At 72.1% G+C, this 17,230-nt stretch carries 14 protein-coding genes, 1 tRNA gene and 6 pseudogenes; 8 read left to right on the top strand and 13 right to left on the bottom strand.

The window, feature by feature from the left end; all coding sequences use genetic code 11:
* Positions 1-75: 75 nt before the first annotated feature.
* Both IPT68_RS11335 and IPT68_RS11330 read left to right on the top strand, forming a co-directional pair.
* Positions 76-2,634 carry a phosphoribosyltransferase gene (locus tag IPT68_RS11335; protein ID WP_228040376.1) on the top strand — a complete coding sequence of 853 codons (2,559 nt, stop codon included), beginning with the start codon at positions 76-78 and terminating at the stop codon, positions 2,632-2,634.
* Positions 2,634-3,452 carry an HAD family hydrolase gene (locus IPT68_RS11330; protein ID WP_189696779.1) on the top strand — a complete coding sequence of 273 codons (819 nt, stop codon included), beginning with the start codon at positions 2,634-2,636 and terminating at the stop codon, positions 3,450-3,452. The genes IPT68_RS11335 and IPT68_RS11330 overlap by 1 nt, the downstream gene beginning before the upstream one ends.
* Positions 3,453-3,896: 444 nt before the next feature.
* Here IPT68_RS11330 and IPT68_RS33970 read toward each other — a convergent pair.
* The 5 genes and pseudogenes from IPT68_RS33970 to IPT68_RS11310 all read right to left on the bottom strand — a co-directional run.
* Positions 3,897-4,096, bottom strand: a pseudogene (locus IPT68_RS33970) (DedA family protein); the annotation flags it as partial.
* 372 nt (positions 4,097-4,468) lie between these two features.
* The gene (locus IPT68_RS11325) at positions 4,469-4,693 is read right to left on the bottom strand and encodes an FmdB family zinc ribbon protein (protein ID WP_189696780.1); all 225 of its coding nucleotides are present in this window, start codon (positions 4,691-4,693) and stop codon (positions 4,469-4,471) included.
* A 9-nt stretch (positions 4,694-4,702) separates the two neighbouring features.
* Positions 4,703-5,287 (bottom strand): DUF4383 domain-containing protein, encoded by a 585-nt coding sequence (locus IPT68_RS11320; protein WP_189696781.1) that lies wholly within the window; start codon positions 5,285-5,287, stop codon positions 4,703-4,705.
* A 144-nt stretch (positions 5,288-5,431) separates the two neighbouring features.
* Positions 5,432-6,817 (bottom strand): coiled-coil domain-containing protein, encoded by a 1,386-nt coding sequence (locus tag IPT68_RS11315; protein WP_189696782.1) that lies wholly within the window; start codon positions 6,815-6,817, stop codon positions 5,432-5,434.
* A 77-nt stretch (positions 6,818-6,894) separates the two neighbouring features.
* Entirely contained in the window at positions 6,895-7,731 is an 837-nt protein-coding gene (locus IPT68_RS11310) for a DUF4097 family beta strand repeat-containing protein (RefSeq protein WP_189696783.1), read from the bottom strand.
* A gap of 211 nt (positions 7,732-7,942) precedes the next feature.
* Here IPT68_RS11310 and IPT68_RS11305 point away from each other — a divergent pair.
* A tRNA-Val gene (locus IPT68_RS11305) sits at positions 7,943-8,017 on the top strand.
* Between the two features lie 67 nt (positions 8,018-8,084).
* Here the strand turns inward: IPT68_RS11305 and IPT68_RS11300 are convergent.
* Positions 8,085-8,297 (bottom strand): annotated as a pseudogene (locus tag IPT68_RS11300) (tyrosine-type recombinase/integrase); the annotation flags it as partial.
* A gap of 40 nt (positions 8,298-8,337) precedes the next feature.
* Here IPT68_RS11300 and IPT68_RS11295 point away from each other — a divergent pair.
* Positions 8,338-8,949 (top strand): annotated as a pseudogene (locus IPT68_RS11295) (XRE family transcriptional regulator); the annotation flags it as partial.
* Here the strand turns inward: IPT68_RS11295 and IPT68_RS11290 are convergent.
* Together IPT68_RS11290 and IPT68_RS11285 are read right to left on the bottom strand one after the other, a co-directional pair.
* Positions 8,933-9,382: pseudogene (locus IPT68_RS11290) on the bottom strand (NUDIX hydrolase); the annotation flags it as partial. The pseudogenes IPT68_RS11295 and IPT68_RS11290 overlap by 17 nt on opposite strands.
* A gap of 53 nt (positions 9,383-9,435) precedes the next feature.
* Positions 9,436-9,817, bottom strand: a pseudogene (locus IPT68_RS11285) (IS6 family transposase); the annotation flags it as partial.
* A gap of 970 nt (positions 9,818-10,787) precedes the next feature.
* Here IPT68_RS11285 and IPT68_RS11280 point away from each other — a divergent pair.
* Positions 10,788-10,940 (top strand): annotated as a pseudogene (locus IPT68_RS11280) (IS6 family transposase); the annotation flags it as partial.
* 741 nt (positions 10,941-11,681) lie between these two features.
* On the opposite strand, the gene IPT68_RS11275 reads toward IPT68_RS11280, so the two are convergent.
* Positions 11,682-11,951, bottom strand: a complete 270-nt coding sequence (locus tag IPT68_RS11275) for a hypothetical protein (RefSeq protein ID WP_228040374.1) — start codon at positions 11,949-11,951, stop codon at positions 11,682-11,684.
* A 364-nt stretch (positions 11,952-12,315) separates the two neighbouring features.
* Here IPT68_RS11275 and IPT68_RS11270 point away from each other — a divergent pair, with 364 nt between their 5' ends.
* Positions 12,316-12,576 carry a hypothetical protein gene (locus IPT68_RS11270; RefSeq protein ID WP_189696785.1) on the top strand — a complete coding sequence of 87 codons (261 nt, stop codon included), beginning with the start codon at positions 12,316-12,318 and terminating at the stop codon, positions 12,574-12,576.
* Between the two features lie 414 nt (positions 12,577-12,990).
* Here IPT68_RS11270 and IPT68_RS11265 read toward each other — a convergent pair whose 3' ends face one another.
* Positions 12,991-13,341, bottom strand: a complete 351-nt coding sequence (locus IPT68_RS11265) for a hypothetical protein (RefSeq protein ID WP_189696786.1) — start codon at positions 13,339-13,341, stop codon at positions 12,991-12,993.
* 231 nt (positions 13,342-13,572) lie between these two features.
* On the opposite strand from IPT68_RS11265, the gene IPT68_RS11260 reads away from it, so the two are divergent.
* On the top strand, positions 13,573-13,941 hold the full coding sequence (locus tag IPT68_RS11260; RefSeq protein ID WP_189696787.1) for an iron chaperone: 369 nt from the start codon (positions 13,573-13,575) through the stop codon (positions 13,939-13,941).
* A 450-nt stretch (positions 13,942-14,391) separates the two neighbouring features.
* Here the strand turns inward: IPT68_RS11260 and IPT68_RS11255 are convergent, their stop codons facing one another.
* Positions 14,392-15,294, bottom strand: coding sequence for a ketopantoate reductase family protein (locus IPT68_RS11255; protein ID WP_189696788.1), 903 nt, complete (start codon positions 15,292-15,294; stop codon positions 14,392-14,394).
* Positions 15,295-15,428: 134 nt separating this feature from the next.
* Here IPT68_RS11255 and IPT68_RS11250 point away from each other — a divergent pair, with 134 nt between their 5' ends.
* Positions 15,429-15,659 (top strand): DUF2277 domain-containing protein, encoded by a 231-nt coding sequence (locus IPT68_RS11250; protein ID WP_189696789.1) that lies wholly within the window; start codon positions 15,429-15,431, stop codon positions 15,657-15,659.
* A 134-nt stretch (positions 15,660-15,793) separates the two neighbouring features.
* Here IPT68_RS11250 and IPT68_RS11245 read toward each other — a convergent pair whose 3' ends face one another.
* Both IPT68_RS11245 and IPT68_RS11240 read right to left on the bottom strand, forming a co-directional pair.
* Complete coding sequence (locus IPT68_RS11245) at positions 15,794-16,408, bottom strand: hypothetical protein (RefSeq protein WP_189696790.1); 615 nt, start codon at positions 16,406-16,408, stop codon at positions 15,794-15,796.
* 152 nt (positions 16,409-16,560) lie between these two features.
* Positions 16,561-17,166 (bottom strand): DedA family protein, encoded by a 606-nt coding sequence (locus IPT68_RS11240; RefSeq protein WP_189696791.1) that lies wholly within the window; start codon positions 17,164-17,166, stop codon positions 16,561-16,563.
* Between the last annotated feature and the right edge of the window lie 64 nt (positions 17,167-17,230).

The following is a 17,230-nucleotide window of genomic DNA, read 5'->3' as shown; positions in this document are numbered from 1 at the left end:
GATGCGCACCGGGGTGGTGAACCGAGCCGGGTCGATGAGGTGAACCGGGGCGGTGAGCCGAGCCGGATTGACGACGTGAGCCGCGGCGGTGAGGTCAGCCCGAGCGGCCGCGGTGACGAGGGCTGGTCGGGGGCCTGGGTCGCCGAGCGGCTGGGGGTCGAACTCGTGGGCGACGACGCCCTCACCGACCTGCTCGGACTCGCCCTGCGGCGCAACCCCAAGCGGGCCCACCTCCTGGTCTCGAACGTGCTCGGCAAGCACGTCCCGCAGTCCCCGTCGGTCGTCTACGGCTCCGGCTTCGCCCTCGGACGCAGGGTGCGGGACCTGCTGGGCCCGGCCGGCGCGCGTTCCGCGGTCGTGGTCGGGTACGCCGAGACGGCCACCGGCCTCGGCCACGCCGTCGCCGACGGTCTCGGCCACGCCCCCTACCTCCACTCCACCCGCCGCCCCGTCCCCGGTGTCGCCCAGGCCGGCGGCTTCGAGGAGTCCCACTCGCACGCCACCTCCCACCTCCTCCTCCCCGAGGACCCGGACCTCCTCGCCGGGCAGGGGCCACTGGTCCTGGTCGACGACGAGTTCTCCACCGGCAACACCGTGCTCAACACCATCCGCGCCCTCCACGAGCGCTGTCCCCGCGACCGGTACGTCGTCGTCGCCCTGGTCGACATGCGCTCCACCGCCGACCGGGACCGCCTGACGGACTTCGCCACCGAGATCGGCACCCGCGTCGACCTGGTCACGGCGGCGCGGGGGACGGTACGGCTCCCGGACGGGGTGCTGGAGAAGGGGCAGGCCCTGGTCGCCCGGCACGAGCAGGGTGCGGCCGCGCCGACCGAGGCCGGTCAGAGCGGTGCCGCGCCGACCGAGGCCGGTCGGAGCGGTGCCACGGCGGCCGAGCCCGGTCGGCACGGGTCGGTCGTCGTCGAGCGCGGGCGTGTCGTCCGGGTCGACCTCCGCTGGCCGGCCGGGTTGCCCGACGGCGGACGGCACGGCTTCACCCTCGCCCATCGCAGACGTCTGGAGACCGCCCTGCCCGCCATGGGCGCCCGTCTCGCCGAGGCACTGCCGCCCGGCGCCGGGCGTGTGCTCGTCCTCGGCTTCGAGGAACTGATGTACGCCCCCCTGCGTCTCGCCCGCGAACTGGAGCAACTCGTCCCTCCCGTGGACATCCGCTTCTCCACGACCACCCGTTCTCCCGTTCTCGCGGTCGACGACCCCGGCTACGCCATCCGCACCCGCCTCGTCTTCCCGGCCCACGACAACCCCGCCGACGGCCCCGGCGAGCGCTACGCCTACAACGTCGCCGGCGGCGCCTTCGACGCCGTGATAGCCGTCGTCGACTCGACCGCCGACACCCCCGCCCTGCACGCCCCGGACGGTCTCCTCGCCCAGCTCGCGCAGCACACCCCGCACGTCCTGCTCGCCGTCGTCCCGTCCTACGCTCCCGCGGCCCCGCCCGCCCCCGAAAGGCCCGTCATGCTGCCCGAGCCCCTTCGCGGCCCCGCCTTCTCCAGCTACGCGCCCGACGAGGTCGGCTGGCTGCTGCAGGACCTGTCGGACGTGACCCTGGAGGCGCCGACCGAGGAACGCGAGGAGGCCATCCAGAGCGGCGGCGCCCACTACGCCGAGTCACTGCCGGTCGAGTACCAGCCCAGCGAGCAGTACCAGGCGCTCTTCCACGCGGCCCTCGAGACCTCCGCGGCCCGCATCGCCCACGCCGTGGGTGTCGTCACCGAGACCGTCCTCGCCGAACGCTCACCTCGTCCCGTCCTCGTCTCCCTCGCCCGCGCCGGCACCCCCGTCGGCGTCCTGATGCGCCGCTGGGCCCAGCACCGGCACGGCCTCGACCTGGCGCACTACGCCGTGTCGATCGTCCGTGGCCGCGGCATCGACGCCAACGCGCTGCGCTGGCTGGCCGACCGGCACGACCCCCGCGACGTCGTCTTCGTCGACGGCTGGACCGGCAAGGGCGCCATCACCCGCGAACTGGCCGCAGCGCTGCGCGAGTTCGAGGAAGCGGAAGGCATCACCGGCTTCGACCCGGAGATCGCCGTACTCGCCGACCCCGGATCATGCGTCCGCACCTACGGCACCCGCGAGGACTACCTCATCCCGTCCGCCTGCCTCAACTCCACGGTGTCCGGCCTGATATCCCGCACCGTTCTGCGCGCCGACCTGGTCGGCCCGCACGACTACCACGGCGCGAAGTTCTACCGCGAACTCGCCGGCGCCGACGTCTCCACCACCTTCCTCGACGCCGTCGCCGCCCACTTCGACGAGGTCGCCGACGCGGTGGACGCCACCACCAAGGAATTGCTGTCCGCCGACCGCACCCCCACCTGGGAGGGCTGGGCGGCCGTCGAGCGCATCAGCCAGGAGTACGGCATCCACGACGTGAATCTCGTCAAGCCCGGCGTCGGTGAGACCACCCGCGTGCTGCTGCGCCGCGTGCCCTGGAAGATCCTGGCCCGGGCCGGGGCGGGGCCCGACCTCGACCACGTCCGGCTGCTGGCCGAGCAGCGAGGCGTACCGGTCGAGGAGGTCGCCGCACTCCCCTACACCTGCGTGGGGCTGATCCATCCCAAGTACACACGGGGCGCGACGGGCGCCGACGGAAAGGCGGTGGCTCTCTGATGCCGGTGCTGGTGGCCAGTGACCTCGACCGTACGCTCATCTACTCCTCCGCCGCGTTGTCGCTGACCATGCCGGACGCGCGGGCGCCCCGGCTGCTGTGCGTCGAGGTGCACGAGAGCAAGCCGCTGTCGTACATGACCGAGACGGCGGCGGGACTGCTCACCGACCTCGCCGACGCCGCGGTCTTCGTGCCGACCACGACCCGCACCCGCAAGCAGTACCTCCGCATCAACCTCCCAGGCCCCACGCCGAAGTACGCGATCTGCGCCAACGGCGGGCATCTGCTGGTGGACGGCGTGTCCGACCTCGACTGGCACGCGAGCGTCACGGCACGGCTGGCCGACGAGTGCGCCTCCCTGCACGAGGTGCAGGAGCACCTGCTGACCGCCGCCGATCCGGTCTGGGTGCGCAAGCACCGGGTCGCCGACGACCTCTTCGCCTACCTCGTCGTCGAACGCGAACTGCTGCCCGATGACTGGGTGAAGGAGCTCGCGGTATGGGCGGAGAACCGCGGCTGGACGGTCTCTCTCCAGGGCCGCAAGATCTACGCCGTGCCGAAGCCGCTCACCAAGAGTGCCGCCGTGCACGAGGTCGCCCGCCGCACCGGCGCCGACCTCACCCTCGCCGCGGGCGACTCCCTCCTCGACGCCGACCTCCTGCTGGCCGCGGACAGGGGCTGGCGCCCGGGCCACGGCGAACTCGCCGACAGCGGCTGGACGGCCCCCGACATCACCTCCCTCCCGGAGCGGGGCGTACTGGCGGGCGAACGAATCCTGCGTGAGTTCCTCCGGTCGGCGGGGGAGCGGGAACACCCGTAGCGGCGGGGCGCGCCGCGGTCGGTGGGCGCGGCTGCGGGTGGTGTGGGGTCGGGCGTGGGCGGGGAAGCCCGCCGTCGGCGGTGCAGAGTCGCTGCCCACGGGGTCTCGCCCAGTCTCCGGGGTGCCGCGACCGGTGGCCGCCGACGGGCCGGAGGCTGCCGGCCCGGGAGCCGGTCGGCGCTGATTGCCGTGGCGGTGGGGCTGCCGGAGCGGGGTGTCGTCGGAGGTGGGAGGCTGCCGGCGTGGGGTGCCGTTGGCGGAGTGCTGTCAACGGCGGGGCACTGTCGCGGTCCCCGAGTCCGCATCTCCGCCTCTCCACGAAGCTGCCTCCGACCCAGCACCGCGCCGCCCCTGCCGCCTCGTACCGCGAAGGTCGTCCTCGTCGTGGCCGCAGACCCAGGCGACGGCCGTGGTCTCCACGTACTGGCGGCGGTCGTGGCCTTGCGGCAGCCGCGCCGCTGTCGCCGCCACCGTTCGGTCGCGGCCGAGCAGCGCACCGACGCCGTACCGCGCCGACGCCCCGACCACCGAGCCGGCCGTCGTCCAGATCAGCGCGGCGCACATTCACCTTGGCTGGGCAGCGGCGGGCGCAGGTTCTCCAGTGCTACCGCGAGCCCGGCGCCCGGCGCGCCGAGGGTGTCCATGAGTTCGTTGATCCACTGTGGTGTGCCGTCTGCGCTGCGATGGCTGTCATGACGATCACGCCAGAAATGAGATGGCGCAGGGCACACCAACGCGGCGATCGCCGAGCTCCGGCACATCTTCCGCAGCGGCGTCGAGAAAGCACATCCCTCGCGCAGAGTGCCGGCGGTGCTGCGCTGCCTGGGGGCGTCAGGGCGGGCGGAGACCACCGCCGGTCCTCGCGCACTCCACAACGACCACGGAACTTGATCTTCCGCGAGAACCGGTCGCGTGTCACCCGCAGCGACGCCGGCGACAGTCCGCCGGGTGACAGTCCAGCCGGGTGACAGCCCGGCTGGGTTGAAGTCCCGCGGGGCGGGTGTCGGCCGGGTGTGTCAGCCGCAGCAACCGCCGCCGCAGCACCCACCGCCACCTCCGCCGCCCGCGCGTGGCGCCGGGGTGGGGGCGGAGGCCGAGCCGCCCACCGCGACGGTCGACAGGAGTTTCACCGTGTCGTCGTGGCCCGTGGGGCAGGTGGCAGGGGCGGAGGACTCGGCCATGGGGCGGCTCAGTTCGAAGGTGTCGCCGCAGGTCCGGCAGCGGTACTCGTAGCGAGGCATGACCACAGGTTAACGGGCGTCCTCCGGCGGCTGCAGGGAACGGTCGCGTGCCATCGCGGCGCTTCGGCCCTGCTCGCGGGGCTCCTGCTCGACAAGATCGGGGTGGCGAGCCCGCCAGTAGGGGTTGTCGTGCGGCAAGGCCGAGCCGACCCTCCCGTACATCCCGAACACCATGAGGATCAGACCGACGATGAAGCTGAACAGCACGTTCTGGATGCGGAACGCCAGGAAGTTGTAGTCCGTGTCCAGCAGCCCCAGGTTCAGGAAGCCACTGAGGATGAAGGCGATGCCGACGACCATGTTGAGCGTCGAGGCGAAGTTGCCGCCGATGACCATGCCCACGAAGAGCAGCAGTCCCACGCAGATCGACAGCACGCTCAGGGCGCCATTGGTGTTCAGGCCCACGATCTGGTCACCGCGGGTGTCGAAGAAGCCGACCTTGCCGATCAGGCCGAGGATGCCGAATGCGATCAGCACCAGACCCATCAGTCCGGCGCCGAAGCGGTACACCTGGTTCAGGCGGTGGTCGACGGGGAGGTGTTTGTCGAACTGGATCCGCCGCCGTTCTTCCTCGTGCGCTGCGTGTGTGGCCATGTCGCCTCCTTCGGGCGATAGCGGAGGCCGTGCGTCCCCTTCCCTTCAATATCTGCCCGCCCGGTCGGGGTGGGCAACACAAGGAGGTGACCTGCGGGCGCCGGCCCAGGTCAGCGCGGGATGGCGGGGGACGGGGCGGACGGGTCAGTGGGCGGTGGCTCCGCGCTCTTCCCGGATCTGTGCGACGACTCGGGCCACTGTCTGCCGGACGGCTTCCGTCTCGGTCAGGAAGTGCCAGTAGTCCGGGTGGCGGCCGTCCAGGGTGGCGATCGCGCGCTCCAGCCGGTTGACGGAGTCGTCCAGGGGCCGGGCGTGACGGGGGTCGGGCGTGTTGCGGCCGGCCATGGCGAGCCGTTGGGCGTCCCGGATGGCGAACCGGGTCCGCTGGATTTCCTGCTGGGGGTCCTTCTGGACGGCGTTCAGCCGCTCGAGGCGGTCGCCGGCGGCCGATACGGCCTCGTCGGTGGAGTTCAGCAGGGCCCGGGCCGTGGACAGCAGGGCGGTCGCGTCGGGCCAGCGTTGGGCCTGGCGCGCCGTCTGGGCCTCGGCGAGCTTCTGCTCGGCCTGGCGGACGTTCTCCGCGGCCTGCGCGGGGACGGGTTGCAGGTCCTGCCAGCAGGCGACGGTGAACCGCCGGCGCAGCTCGCTGAGCACCGGTTCGACCTGGCCGGCGCGCGTGGTCAGGGCCTCGGCGCGGGTGCGCAGGGAGACCAGGCGGCGGTCGATCTCGGCGGCCCGCTCGGGGAGCCGTTCGGCGTCGGTACGGATGGCCTCGGCCTCTCGGGCGACCCGCTCGGCGCGCTCCAGGGTCTGGGGGACGCCGTGCCGGCCGGCGCCCTGGTTGAGCTTGGTCAGCTCGGGCGCGAGGGCGGCGAGGCGGGCGGCGAGGTCGTCCGCCTTCAGCCCGGATCCTCGCGCGGCGTCCAGGGCGTTCGAGGCGGCGAGCAGGGACTGGCGGGCGCGTTCGACGGCGGGGGCCAGGCGGGCCAGTTGGGTCTCGGCCTTGCCGAGCAGCGGGCCGAGGCCGTCGGTGAAGCGGTCCAGGTCCTGCTTGACCCGGGCGAGCTCGTCCTTGGCCTCGGTGAGCTGGGTGCGGGCGCGGGCGGCGGCCGAGGCCTCCAGGTCGTCGCGGTCGAGGTCGTGGGCGTCGACGGCGTTGATGTACCGGTGGCTGGCCTCGTCGATGCGGCGACCGAGCGCCTCGAAGTCGGCGGCGGCGCGGCGGGCGGCGGGGGAGTCGTCGACGGCCGCGATCGTCTCGATGGAGATGCGCAGATCGCGCTGGGCGGTGTCGAGTTCGTAGAACGCGGCCGCGGCGGCGTCCTTCGCGGCCTGCGCCTCGGCACGCTGGCTCTCGGACCGCCCGCCGAACCAGCGCCGGGTGCCGCCGCCGGCGACCGCGGCGGGCAGGGCGAGGGCGGCGAGCAACGGCAGGCCGGCCAGGGTGAGGAGGTCACGGACACCGGCCGGCGCACGGCGGCGCACACGCGGCATCGACGGCGAGTCCGGCTGAGGTGGTGTCGCCGTCACATGCCTCTCCCGTGCTGTCATCCGCCCTGCCCGGTGGTGTCATTCTCCCACCGGTTAAGGACGAACACACGGGGCGGTTAGTTCGCTGTCCGGACCGTGACTTTGCCGTCGCCGGTGCGGGCGGAGACGACGTGACGGCTGGAGTCGTCGTGCGGCACGGACACCTCGACCCCGCCGTCGCCGGTATCGGTGGACACGCGGTACGTGGACCGGGGCACCGAGACGGTGACGGAACCGTCGCCGCTGCGGGCCTCGACCAGGTCGGGGACGGCGCCCAGTTCGAGGTGGGTGGAGCCGTCGGCGGTGTGGGTGCGGACCTCGCGGGAGGTGACGTCGGCGCGGATGGAACCGTCCTGGGTGCGCAGGTCCAGCGGGCCGGTGGCGGCGTCAACGCGTACGGAGCCGTCGCCGGTGCAGACCTTCACGGCGCCGGTGGTGTCGTCGATGCGGACGGAGCCGTCCCCGGTGCGGATGGTCAGCGCTTCCTCGAAACCGCCGGCGCGCACGCTGCCGTCGCCGTCCCGCACCTCGACGGCGACGCCACGCGGCACCTCGATGCGGTGCCTGGCCGAGCAGTCGGCGACGAAGCCGGAGCACTTCAGCCGCAGGACCAGCCGGTCACCGTCCATGGCCCAGGTCACCTCGGGGTCCTCACCCAGGACGACCGACCCGTCGAACCAGCGGGTCACCTGGATACGGCCCTCGGGGGCCGCGTCCGTGGCGACGAGTTCCAGGGCGGAGTCGTCGGAGTCGACGGTGAGGGTGGAGCCCCGCAGCGGGAAGGACCGCTGCTCGGGCTCCTGGTCGTCCCCGGCGGCCGCACCGCAGCCGGTGACACTCGCGACGACGACCATGACGGCGCCGGCGAGGGCGGCGGCGCGGGCGGACACGGAAGCGGAAACGGAACGGGCCATGACGGATCTCCCCTGAGGCGGTCTGCGGGACGCCTCCCGTCAGGCGCCGGGAAGGGCGGGGAAGGCGACCCCTCGACCGTACGGACCGGGCTCCGACCAGGGCATCCGGACCACTCCCGGATCCGGGGTCGGGTTAACCCCCCTTCCCCGCCCCCGGCGATACGGGTTTGCGGGGCACTGCCTCGGGCAAGGTAGGCTGTCGACTCGTCCTGGGCGCGTAGCTCAGCGGTAGAGCGCCGCCCTTACAAGGCGGATGTCGGCGGTTCGAAACCGTCCGCGCCCACCAGGAAAAAGACCCCCAGCCGATCATGGCTGGGGGTCTTTGACATCCGGATCTGACATCAGCGGCGGACCTACTCGCGCTGCAGGCGCCTCGTGAGCAGCCGGTCCATGTGGCTGACAGCCTCGCGCTGGGTGTCCTGCACCACGTGGGCGTAGACGTTCATCGTGACGGCGATCTGGCTGTGCCCGAGGATCTCCATCACGACGCGGGGCGCCACGCCGGCCGCGGTGAGCAGGGTCGCGCAACCGTGCCGGGCGTCGTGCAGTCGGATGACCCGGGCGTTCGGCGCTTCCAACTGATGCGCACCAGAAGGTTGCATCTGGGGGGCCGTGGAACGAGCCTGGCGTCACTATGAGCTGGGCAAGCGCGCGGCCCAGGAGGCCGACGAGCCGATGTACCTCGCACACGCCACGGCCGAGCAGGCGTACGTGCTCTGTGATGCCGGACGCGCTGACATGGCGGTGCAACTGGTGCGTGACGCGCAGCGGCTCGGTGGGAAGGCCATGTCCCCGCGGCTGACGGCGTGGCTGTACGCGGCTGAGGCCGAGATCTGTACCCGAGCCGGTCTTCACGACGAGTGCCGGCGGGCACTGGAACATGCGGTGCGGCACCTGCCGACCGGGCAGGAGGCCCGCGACCCGGACATGCTGAGCATCTTCCTGAGCGACGGGCACCTGGCGAGGTGGCGCGGCAACGCCCTCGCGCTGACAGGCGACGACGACGCGGTGGGCAGTCTGTACACGGCCCTCGAAACCGCCGATCCCACGTTCCTCAGGGCATCGGCGGGACTGCGTTGCGATCTCGCAGAAGCGCACCTCGCACGCGGCGAGTACGACCAGGCGCAAGAGCACCTGCGGCAGGCCCGTCTGGTGGCGAGCCGTACCGGCTCAGTACGTCACCGGCGCCGCATCGAACAGCTCACGCAGCGGTTGTAGGCGAAGCCCCGGCGCCGCGCGAGGCAAGCACGTGCAGGAGGGCAACGAGAGTGCCCGAGCCCATGAGTTCACGACGAGCCATCAGACCGGGGATGTCAGAGAGGGGCACCCAGGCGATGTGTCCGGCCTCTTCCAGGTCCGTCGGCTCGCCGACGAGCTTGGCGCCCTGGCCGACGAAGATCTCGTGCGGCGAGTCGACCATGCCGACCATCGGCTGGTAGGTGACCACGTGTTCCAGGGAGTTCGGCCGCCAGCCGGTCTCTTCCTCGACCTCACGCATGGCCGTCTGCAGGGGGTCTTCACCCTCGTCGACGATGCCGCCGGGCAGCTCCCAGCCGAAGGAGTCGGGGACGAAGCGGTACCGCCACATCATCAGCACGCGGTCCTGGTCGTCGACGACGGCAGCGACGGCCACGTGGTGCAGCCGCACGACACCGGCAGGGCGGGGGCACGGGCTCGTCGGACCGGCCCGCCAAGGCCTGCCCCCGTCTTCGTCAGCAGCGTGCGGAAGAAGCGCCTGGCCGCAGCGGTGTCCCGCCGGTTCTGTACGAGGATGTCGAGCACGTTGCCGTCGGCGTCGACGGCCCGCCACAGGTACTTCTGCTCTCCGTTGATCTGAGGAAGACCTTGTCCAAGTGCCACTTGTCCCCGGGCCGGGGCTGTCGGCGGCGCAGGCCGTCGGCGAGGACTGCCCGAACTTGGCGCACCAGCGGCGGACGGTCTCGTGGGAGACGATCACGCCGCGCTGGAGCATCAGCTCCTCGAACTCGCGGAACGACAGCGAGAAGCGGAAGTACAGCCACACGCAGTGCGCGATGATCTCGACCGGGTACCGGTGCTCCTTGTACGACGGCGGCGTACCGCCCACGGACCACCCCCTCCACCATGATCAACCCGAAGATCATCCCACCCGGCCAGCCAACGTGACAGTGCCCGAAGAGCGCACCCTGACCGCTATGGTGACTGACCATGTCACCGATAGCCCGCACCTTGCAGATCGCCCTGATGCTCTCCGGCTTTGCCCTACTCGCCTATGCCGCCCTATGGGACATGGACGACGCCACGGGGTGGCAGTGCCGGGCCACGAAAATAGGACAGGAACCGGTGCAGATCTGCGGCACCGAGGACGGCCTGCACACTCCGATCCTCCTCGGTATGGCCGGGATCGCTCTAGAGATCGCGGGCGTTTCCGTCGTGGTGGGGGCCCGCAAGGGACGCTCGGTCGAGGCTTCGCCGTCAGCCGTCCCGGCCTCGTTCGCACCAACGCCCCTTGGTGCGGCGCCCTCCGGCTCAGCGCCTTTCGGGTCAGGGCAAACACCCCCTGCCCCCGCTGCTCCACCCAACCCGTGGCCTTCCCAGGTGCCTCCACAGACTGGGCCCGGACAGCACTGAGGGAAGCCGCTACGCCGGAGGCCTGCTCGGCGGCCGGCGGCGAGCGCCTACTCCGGAGCCGCACCGCCGGGAACCGGGGCGAGGACCGGTGTGACTGAGCGCTTCATCCGGCGATCGTTGCGTAGACCGACCGTCACCCATGCGCTCCGCTGATGCCGTGTCGGCGCGTCTGTGGCACAGCCAGCCTGGCGACCGTGCGCTCAGCAGCCTCTCGGTGGTCGAGCCGAGGCACCGGCCCTCGCGGGCCGGCCAGATCGCGGCCGGAGAGCGACTTGGCTGCGACCGTGGTCCAGTCGGAGCGGTGTACCACAGCAACGTGTCCGTCCACGTGAGCCTTGTGGTCCTTCCAGTCGTCGGGCGGCGCCATGAGGAAGCGAAGCGGCACTGTCACGTTGGCTGGCCGGGTGGGATGATCTTCGGGTTGATCATGGTGGAGGGGGTGGTCCGTGGGCGGTACGCCGCCGTCGTACAAGGAGCACCGGTACCCGGTCGAGATCATCGCGCACTGCGTGTGGCTGTACTTCCGCTTCCCGCTGTCGTTCCGCGAGTTCGAGGAGCTGATGCTCCAGCGCGGCGTGATCGTCTCCCACGAGACCGTCCCGCATCTTCTAAGCGCCGGGTCGCACCCCGGGTGAGTGTCCAACTGCGTGACAACGCCGACGCACAGCGGCGGACGAGCGCGGACGGCTGTGGACGCTCGCAGCAGGTGAGAGGCCCACCGACCCATGGTCGGCCACCCGCGCAAGTTCCTTCGGGACGAAGCGGTCGCGTGCCACAGTCGTGCCATATGAGGCGGTCAACCACGGTCAACGACGGCTCGCCGCGGTCGAGATGTGTCGCTGGCCTGCGCTGCCTTTGCAGCCGGGGTGACCTGTGCGCCTCTGCTGCTACCCACGGCCGCCCTTACAAGGCGGATGTCGGCGGTTCGAAACCGTCCGCGCCCACCAGTCGCAGGACACGTCGAAGGCCCAGGTCAGCGGGTAGGTACCCGGAGACCTGGGCCTTGACTTGGCCTCCTTCGTCGAGGCCCGCGCACGGCGCGGGGCGCATGCGGGCGGACGTCGGAAACCCTCTATGGCTGAGGTCGGTCGGGTCCGCGACTTCGCCCCGCCACTTCGTCGCGAGCCTCGAAGATCACGGCCCTGACGTCGTGCTGTGCCGAGGAGGACTGCCCGGGGCCGTCCCGGGGCCAGAGCGGTCAACGATGAGCCACGCCGACAGCTCAGCAGCAGAGCCGACAGCTCAGCAGCGGATGAGTGCGCTGATCGACTAGCGGCCGCTGGTCACGGCCCCTGGTGGTCAGTTGAGGCTGAACCGGCGCCCACCAGCCGGTCTCGGGCTCAGCCCTCCTCGTCCTCGACCATGCCGACGGCGAAGGGGAACGACTCCAGGAACTCACGACGTTCAGGATTCTCCTCCGCTGCGGCCATGTCTGCGAGCACCTGCATGAACCGGTCGCGTTGGTCTGCGGGCAGTTGCAGCAGCTCCCAGCCGATGTTCTCCATCATCTTCACCGCAGAGTCGGGATCCACTTCCTCGTCACCGCAACTCTCCAGGAACCAAACGGCGTCGACGACCAGTCCGGCAAGTGCCGGCACGAGCGGGTCCATGGCAGTCATCCTCACCTCAGTTGCTACAGGACGAGTGGGTCGTGAGCTGAATGCCCTCGCGGCTCGACCAGAGAGCTGTCAGGGTTCATTGTGCAGAAGCGGGGCGGATGCGGGGCTTCCGCGGCTTTGCGCAGCTCTGCGTTCCAAGTCCAAGGGGTAGGAAGAGCAGGGCGTATGGTTCTTCCTCTTTGCCGGGCGCCGCACGTTCCGAGCCTTCCGCGCAGGGATACCCTCGGCGGACCTGTTTCCCCGGGGGGATCAACCTATGGACATGGCCACGCCGCGCCCTGGGGGCTGCGCGGTCTTCGGTGTCGCAGTGACCGCAGCCTTCCTCGACACTGTGTGCTGGGGGATCACTGCGCTCATGACCGAGAACTTCGGGAACGACTGCCTCTTCTACTTCGGCGATATTGGACCGCGTGCCGAACACTGTTACCTGGTCAACGACCGGGCGGAGGTATGGCTCCCTCGGCTGGTGTCCGCCGCGTGGACCGGTGCGGTGCTGGTTCTCTGCGTGCCGCGCCGGTTTCTTCGAGGGCGGCGTACCGTCGCCGGCGTCCCCGTCGCCTGCCTGGTCGTTGCCGTGGTGCTCGGGGGTCATGCCCTGGCCGTCTCCGGCCCCTGATGGGCTGCCGGTCGTACAGCCGAGCGGCGCTCCTTGTGTCACGTCCGCCGCCGGCGCGGCCGTGGGCCTTGGCCGGAACGATGTCCGCCGGCGGGGCGTTGCGCGCCGGTACGCGAGGACCGTGGGCCGTCCAGGCCGTTGCGCGCAGCACCCCGACCTGCCACACCGCCGTGGTGCCGGGCGTGACCGCTCCGAGTACCGCAGTCGTGGCGTGGCCGCCGACAGCGACCTTCCTCCGCCGTCCTGGCGTCCTCGGAAGGCGGCAACGGTCTCGGTCGTGGTGGGCAGTCTGCCCGGGTTCCGGGCGTCTGGGCACTGGACGTCCAGCCGAGACGTGGGACGGTCGACGGGAGATCCGGCCGGGTGAGCAGGGCTGTTCGCCGACCCGAGGCGGTCAGGGCCGTCGGCGCTCCGTCAGGCGTCCTGCTCGGCCTCCGGGGAAGTGTCGTGGGCGTGCTTCAGCGTGCCTCGGGCGTCCACGCGGTCGGGGCCGGTGAGGTCGGACCAGTAGCGGTGGGTGGTGACGAAGATCGCGAGTTCGCGTTCGCGGCGGCGGAGCTTTTCGACCTCGGCCTGTTCGTCGGCCGTCCAGCCAGGGGAGGCGGGGCGTTCGATCTTGCGCCAGCCGCCCGCGTCGCTGAAGCCGTCCAAGGGCTCGACCGACCAGGGGAGCCGCTTCAGCAGGGCCGACAGCTCGGCCCGGACCTGATGCAGCTCCTCCTGGCCGGCGCGGAGGTCGCTAGGGAAGTCGTAGGTCGTAGCCACGGCAGTAATGCTACGCCTGTTCGATTTCCGGTCGCGAGTTTCTTCCGGCGGTTCATGCGAACGGGTGTGCCTGCGGGGTGTGCGGACGCACGCGGGGCGCGGGGGCCGAGGACCGCACCACCGACACCGTCCTGCACCTCACCGGCCGCCCGCCGCGCAGCTTCCGCGCTCATGTGCCTGCCCCATGCGCGCGCCCATGTGGAGCGGACGGGACCTCGCTAGGCTCGGGCCATGGTGCAGAGCAAGGCCGAAGACGTCGACACGTATCTCGCCGAGGTGCCGGAGGAACGCCGGGAGGCGCTGGTCCGGCTCCGGACGCTGTGCCGGGGGGAATTGACGGGCTTCCGTGAGGTGATGGCGTACGGGATGCCCGCCTATGAGCGGGACGGTGCGGCCGAGATCGCCTTCGCCAGTCAGAAGCAGTACGTCTCCTTCTACCTGATGCGCGGTGACGTGCGGGAGGCCTTCGAGGAGCGGCTAGTGGAGCAGGACATGGGCAAGGGCTGCCTGCGCTTCCGTCGGCCCGAACTGATCGACTTCGACTTGGTGCGCGAACTGCTGAAGGCCACGGCCGCCGCCGGCCCCGGGCAGGTCTGCTGAGCGCGGGCCGTCGTAGAGGCGCGTGTGCGGGTGCCCGCAGCGTCACCGGGGCGCGGAGATGGTCGCCGGGCGCGCTGTACTGCCTGACGAGACGACGCACGCGCTGCACCGCCCGACTCCGGACGCGCTGCACCGCCCGACTCCGGACGCGCTGCTCCGACCGACTCCCGACGCATGTGCCCGCTCGATGCCGGACGCGCTGCACGACCCGAGCGCCGGCTGCATGTGCCCGCTCGGCGCCGGACGCGCTGCACCGCCCGACGACGCCACGCGCTGCACCACCCGAGCGCCGGACGCATGTGCCCGCTGGATGCCGGATGCGTCTGCCCCCGGCGTCGAGCGCGGCCGGCGTGATGCCGGACGCGTCTGCCCACCCGGCCCCGAACCCGTGCGGCGCGGCGCGGTGCGCGCCCCTGCCCGCCCGGCCCCCGAACCCGTCCGGCCCGGTCGTCAGTGGCCGGCCTCCCGCAGTTCCCGTACCAGCTTCGCCGCCACCGGCGTGGGTACGCCGTGCTGCTCGGCCGCGCGGAGCAACGCGCCGCCGATGGCGTCCAGTTCCAGAGGGCGGCCCGCCTCCGCGTCACGCTGCATGGACGACTTGGTGCCCGGCGGGAAGGCGTCGAAGCGGGCCATCGCCTCGGCCGGGTCGGCGGGGCCGCCGCAGGCGCGGCTGACGGCGGCCGTCTCGGCGACGAGGGCGGTGAGTTCGTCGCGATGGCGGGTGCGGACGTCGCCGAGGGGGAGGGCGTAGCGGGTGGTGAGCAGGGCGAAGGGGGCGAGGAACGACATCTTCGCCCACAGGGCCGCCGCCTCGTCGTCCAGGACACGGGTGGTGAGGCCGGCGCTCGTGAACGCGGTGGCCAGTGCGTCGAGGCGGTGCCGGGGGACCGGGTCGCCGGTCAGGTCGATCTCCGCGAAGGGGCTGGTGTGCGCGATTTCGCCCGGCGCGACGCGGGTGGACTCGACGCGGATGACGGCCGGGGCTACCTGGTCCGGGCGGTAGCGGGAGCGGAGGTGGGCCGGGTGTTCCACGCCGTTGAGGAACGGGACGAGCAGGGCGTCGCCGAGGACCCGGGCGGGGATGCGGGGGAGTGCCGGGTCGAGGGTGGTCTGCTTGACGGTGATCAGGCAGGCGTCGACCGGTTCACGCAGTTCGGTGTCGGCTTCGACGGGGGCGGTGAAGTCGCCGTAGCGGTTGCTGCGGACGTGGAGTCCGGTGGTGCGCAGGGTGTGGGCCGTGGTGTCGCCGGCCAGGCAGATCACGCGGTGGCCGGCGCGGGAGAGCAGCGCGGCCAGCAGGCCGCCCACGCCGCCGGGGCCCAGGACGGCCACGGTGAGTTCGTCGTGTGGCATGTGTGGCTCCTCTCGTCGGTCGGCCCCGGGGACGGTGGCCGCCTCAGAGGCGATCATGGCAGGCGGTGCGGGGCGCCGGTAGCGCCGGTTCGGACTGCGAGACGTACGGGCGCGGTCGGGGGGAGACTGGAGTCATGTGCCGCAGCATCAAGACGCTTCGTCCGCCCGTCCTGCCCGAGGAGGCGACGGAGGAGGACATCAGGGCCGCCGCGTTGCAGTACGTGCGGAAGGTGTCCGGCTTCCGGGCACCCGCCGCCCACAACCGCGAGGCCTTCGACCAGGCGGTCGACGCGGTCGCCGAGGCAACGGCCGAGCTGCTCGCCGGGCTGGAGATCCGGGGGCAGGCGGCGCGCCGGACGGGGTAGCGGTGCGGAGGTGCGTGGGCGGCGCGCCGGGCGGGGTAGCGGGGCGGAGGTGCGTGCAGGCGGCGCGCCGGGCGGGGTAGCGGTGCGGAGGTCTGTGCGCCGCCCGCCCGTACTCCGAGTCGCCGCCCGGCGCCTCAGTACCGCTGGGCCTTGGTGATGGCCGCCGTCAGGCGCTGCCCCTCGGGTGTGCGGCTGATGGCGAGCGGCTGCTCCTTGGCGCCGGGTGCGAGGTCCTGCGCGCCGACGTAGCGGGTCTCGACCACCTTGCCGTCGGAGTCGCGGAAGTCGACCTGCACCGCGTACGACGCGGTCTTCTCCGTACGGTTGGTGATGTTCACCATGACGGCGATCAGGTCCGCCGCCTCGCCGCGCGGCTTGCCGGTGAGGGACACGTCCGCCATGGCGTTGCCCTGGCCCTCGACGTCCGCCAGTTCGCGCCGCGCGGCCACGTTGGCGCGCTCGACCTCCGCCGACACCGACGCCTCGAACTCGGAGGCGCGGGCGGCGGCGGAGGAGGCCGCGGCCGAGGCCCGCGCCCGGGCGGATTCCGCCAGTGTGGCGAGGGCGGAGGCGGGGGTGCCGGAGAAGGACGCGGTATAGGGGCCCGAGGGCGTCGGCCGCGGGGAGGCGGCGCCGCCGTCGCCCTCGTCGCCGCCGCAGGAGACGAGCGTCGCCGCACCCGCGGCCGCGATCAGCAGCCCGGCCAGTGCGGTGCGCACCTGGGCCCGTTGCGGTGGTGTGATCGCCATGGCGTCCTCCGTGGCGTCGGCGGACGCACGGGGGGCGTTCCGCGGCCTTATCGGTATTTGTCCCCCTCTGTGTGTTCCATCGTGCACGCGCGGTAGCGGCTCGGCCATTCCAGAGGCGCGAGGTGGTGGGCGCCGAAGTTTCCCTGCGGCCCTCACGCCCGCCGCATCAGGTACGTGGCCGCCGCCCCCGCCCCGAACAGCGCGACCAGGGACACGCCCGCCGCGAGCCAGGTCGCGCCCAGCCAGTGGGCGCCGAAGTAGCCGAGGGCGACGCTGTACGTGGCCCAGGACAGCCCCGCGAGGGCCGACCAGGGGACGAAGTCCCGGGCGCGGCGGTGGGCGGCGCCCGCGGTGAGGGAGACCACCGAACGGCCGGCGGGCGCGAAGCGGGCCAGCACGACCAGCGCCCCGCCGCCCCGGGCCAGGGCCATGCCGAGACGTTCCTGTGCGACGGTCAGCCGGCGCGAGCGGGCCAGCGCGCGGTCCAGGCGCTCGCCGCCGCGCCAGGCGAGGCGGTAGGCCACCAGGTCGCCCAGTACCGAGGCGGTCGTGGCGCAGAGGGTGAGGAGCAGGATGTCGGGCACGTCGGCCGGGACGCGCCCGGTCGCCGCGCCGGAGCCCGCCGCGGCGGCCGTCGCCGCCATGATGACCAGCACTCCGCTCGGCAGGACGGGGACGAACACGTCGAGCAGGACCGACGTGGCGACCATCGCGTAGATCCATGGGCCGCCCGTGAGCGACCCCATACTGTCCAGCACCGCGACTCCCCCGTCGTCCCCCGTGAGCCACACAGCGTACGCCGGGGGTGTGACAGGGGGTTCG

Source organism: Streptomyces chromofuscus, from assembly GCF_015160875.1.
GTDB classification, from domain to species: domain Bacteria; phylum Actinomycetota; class Actinomycetes; order Streptomycetales; family Streptomycetaceae; genus Streptomyces; species Streptomyces chromofuscus.
The sequence above is the reverse complement of the archived record's forward strand: the minus strand, read 5'-3'. Positions and strand labels throughout refer to the sequence as shown.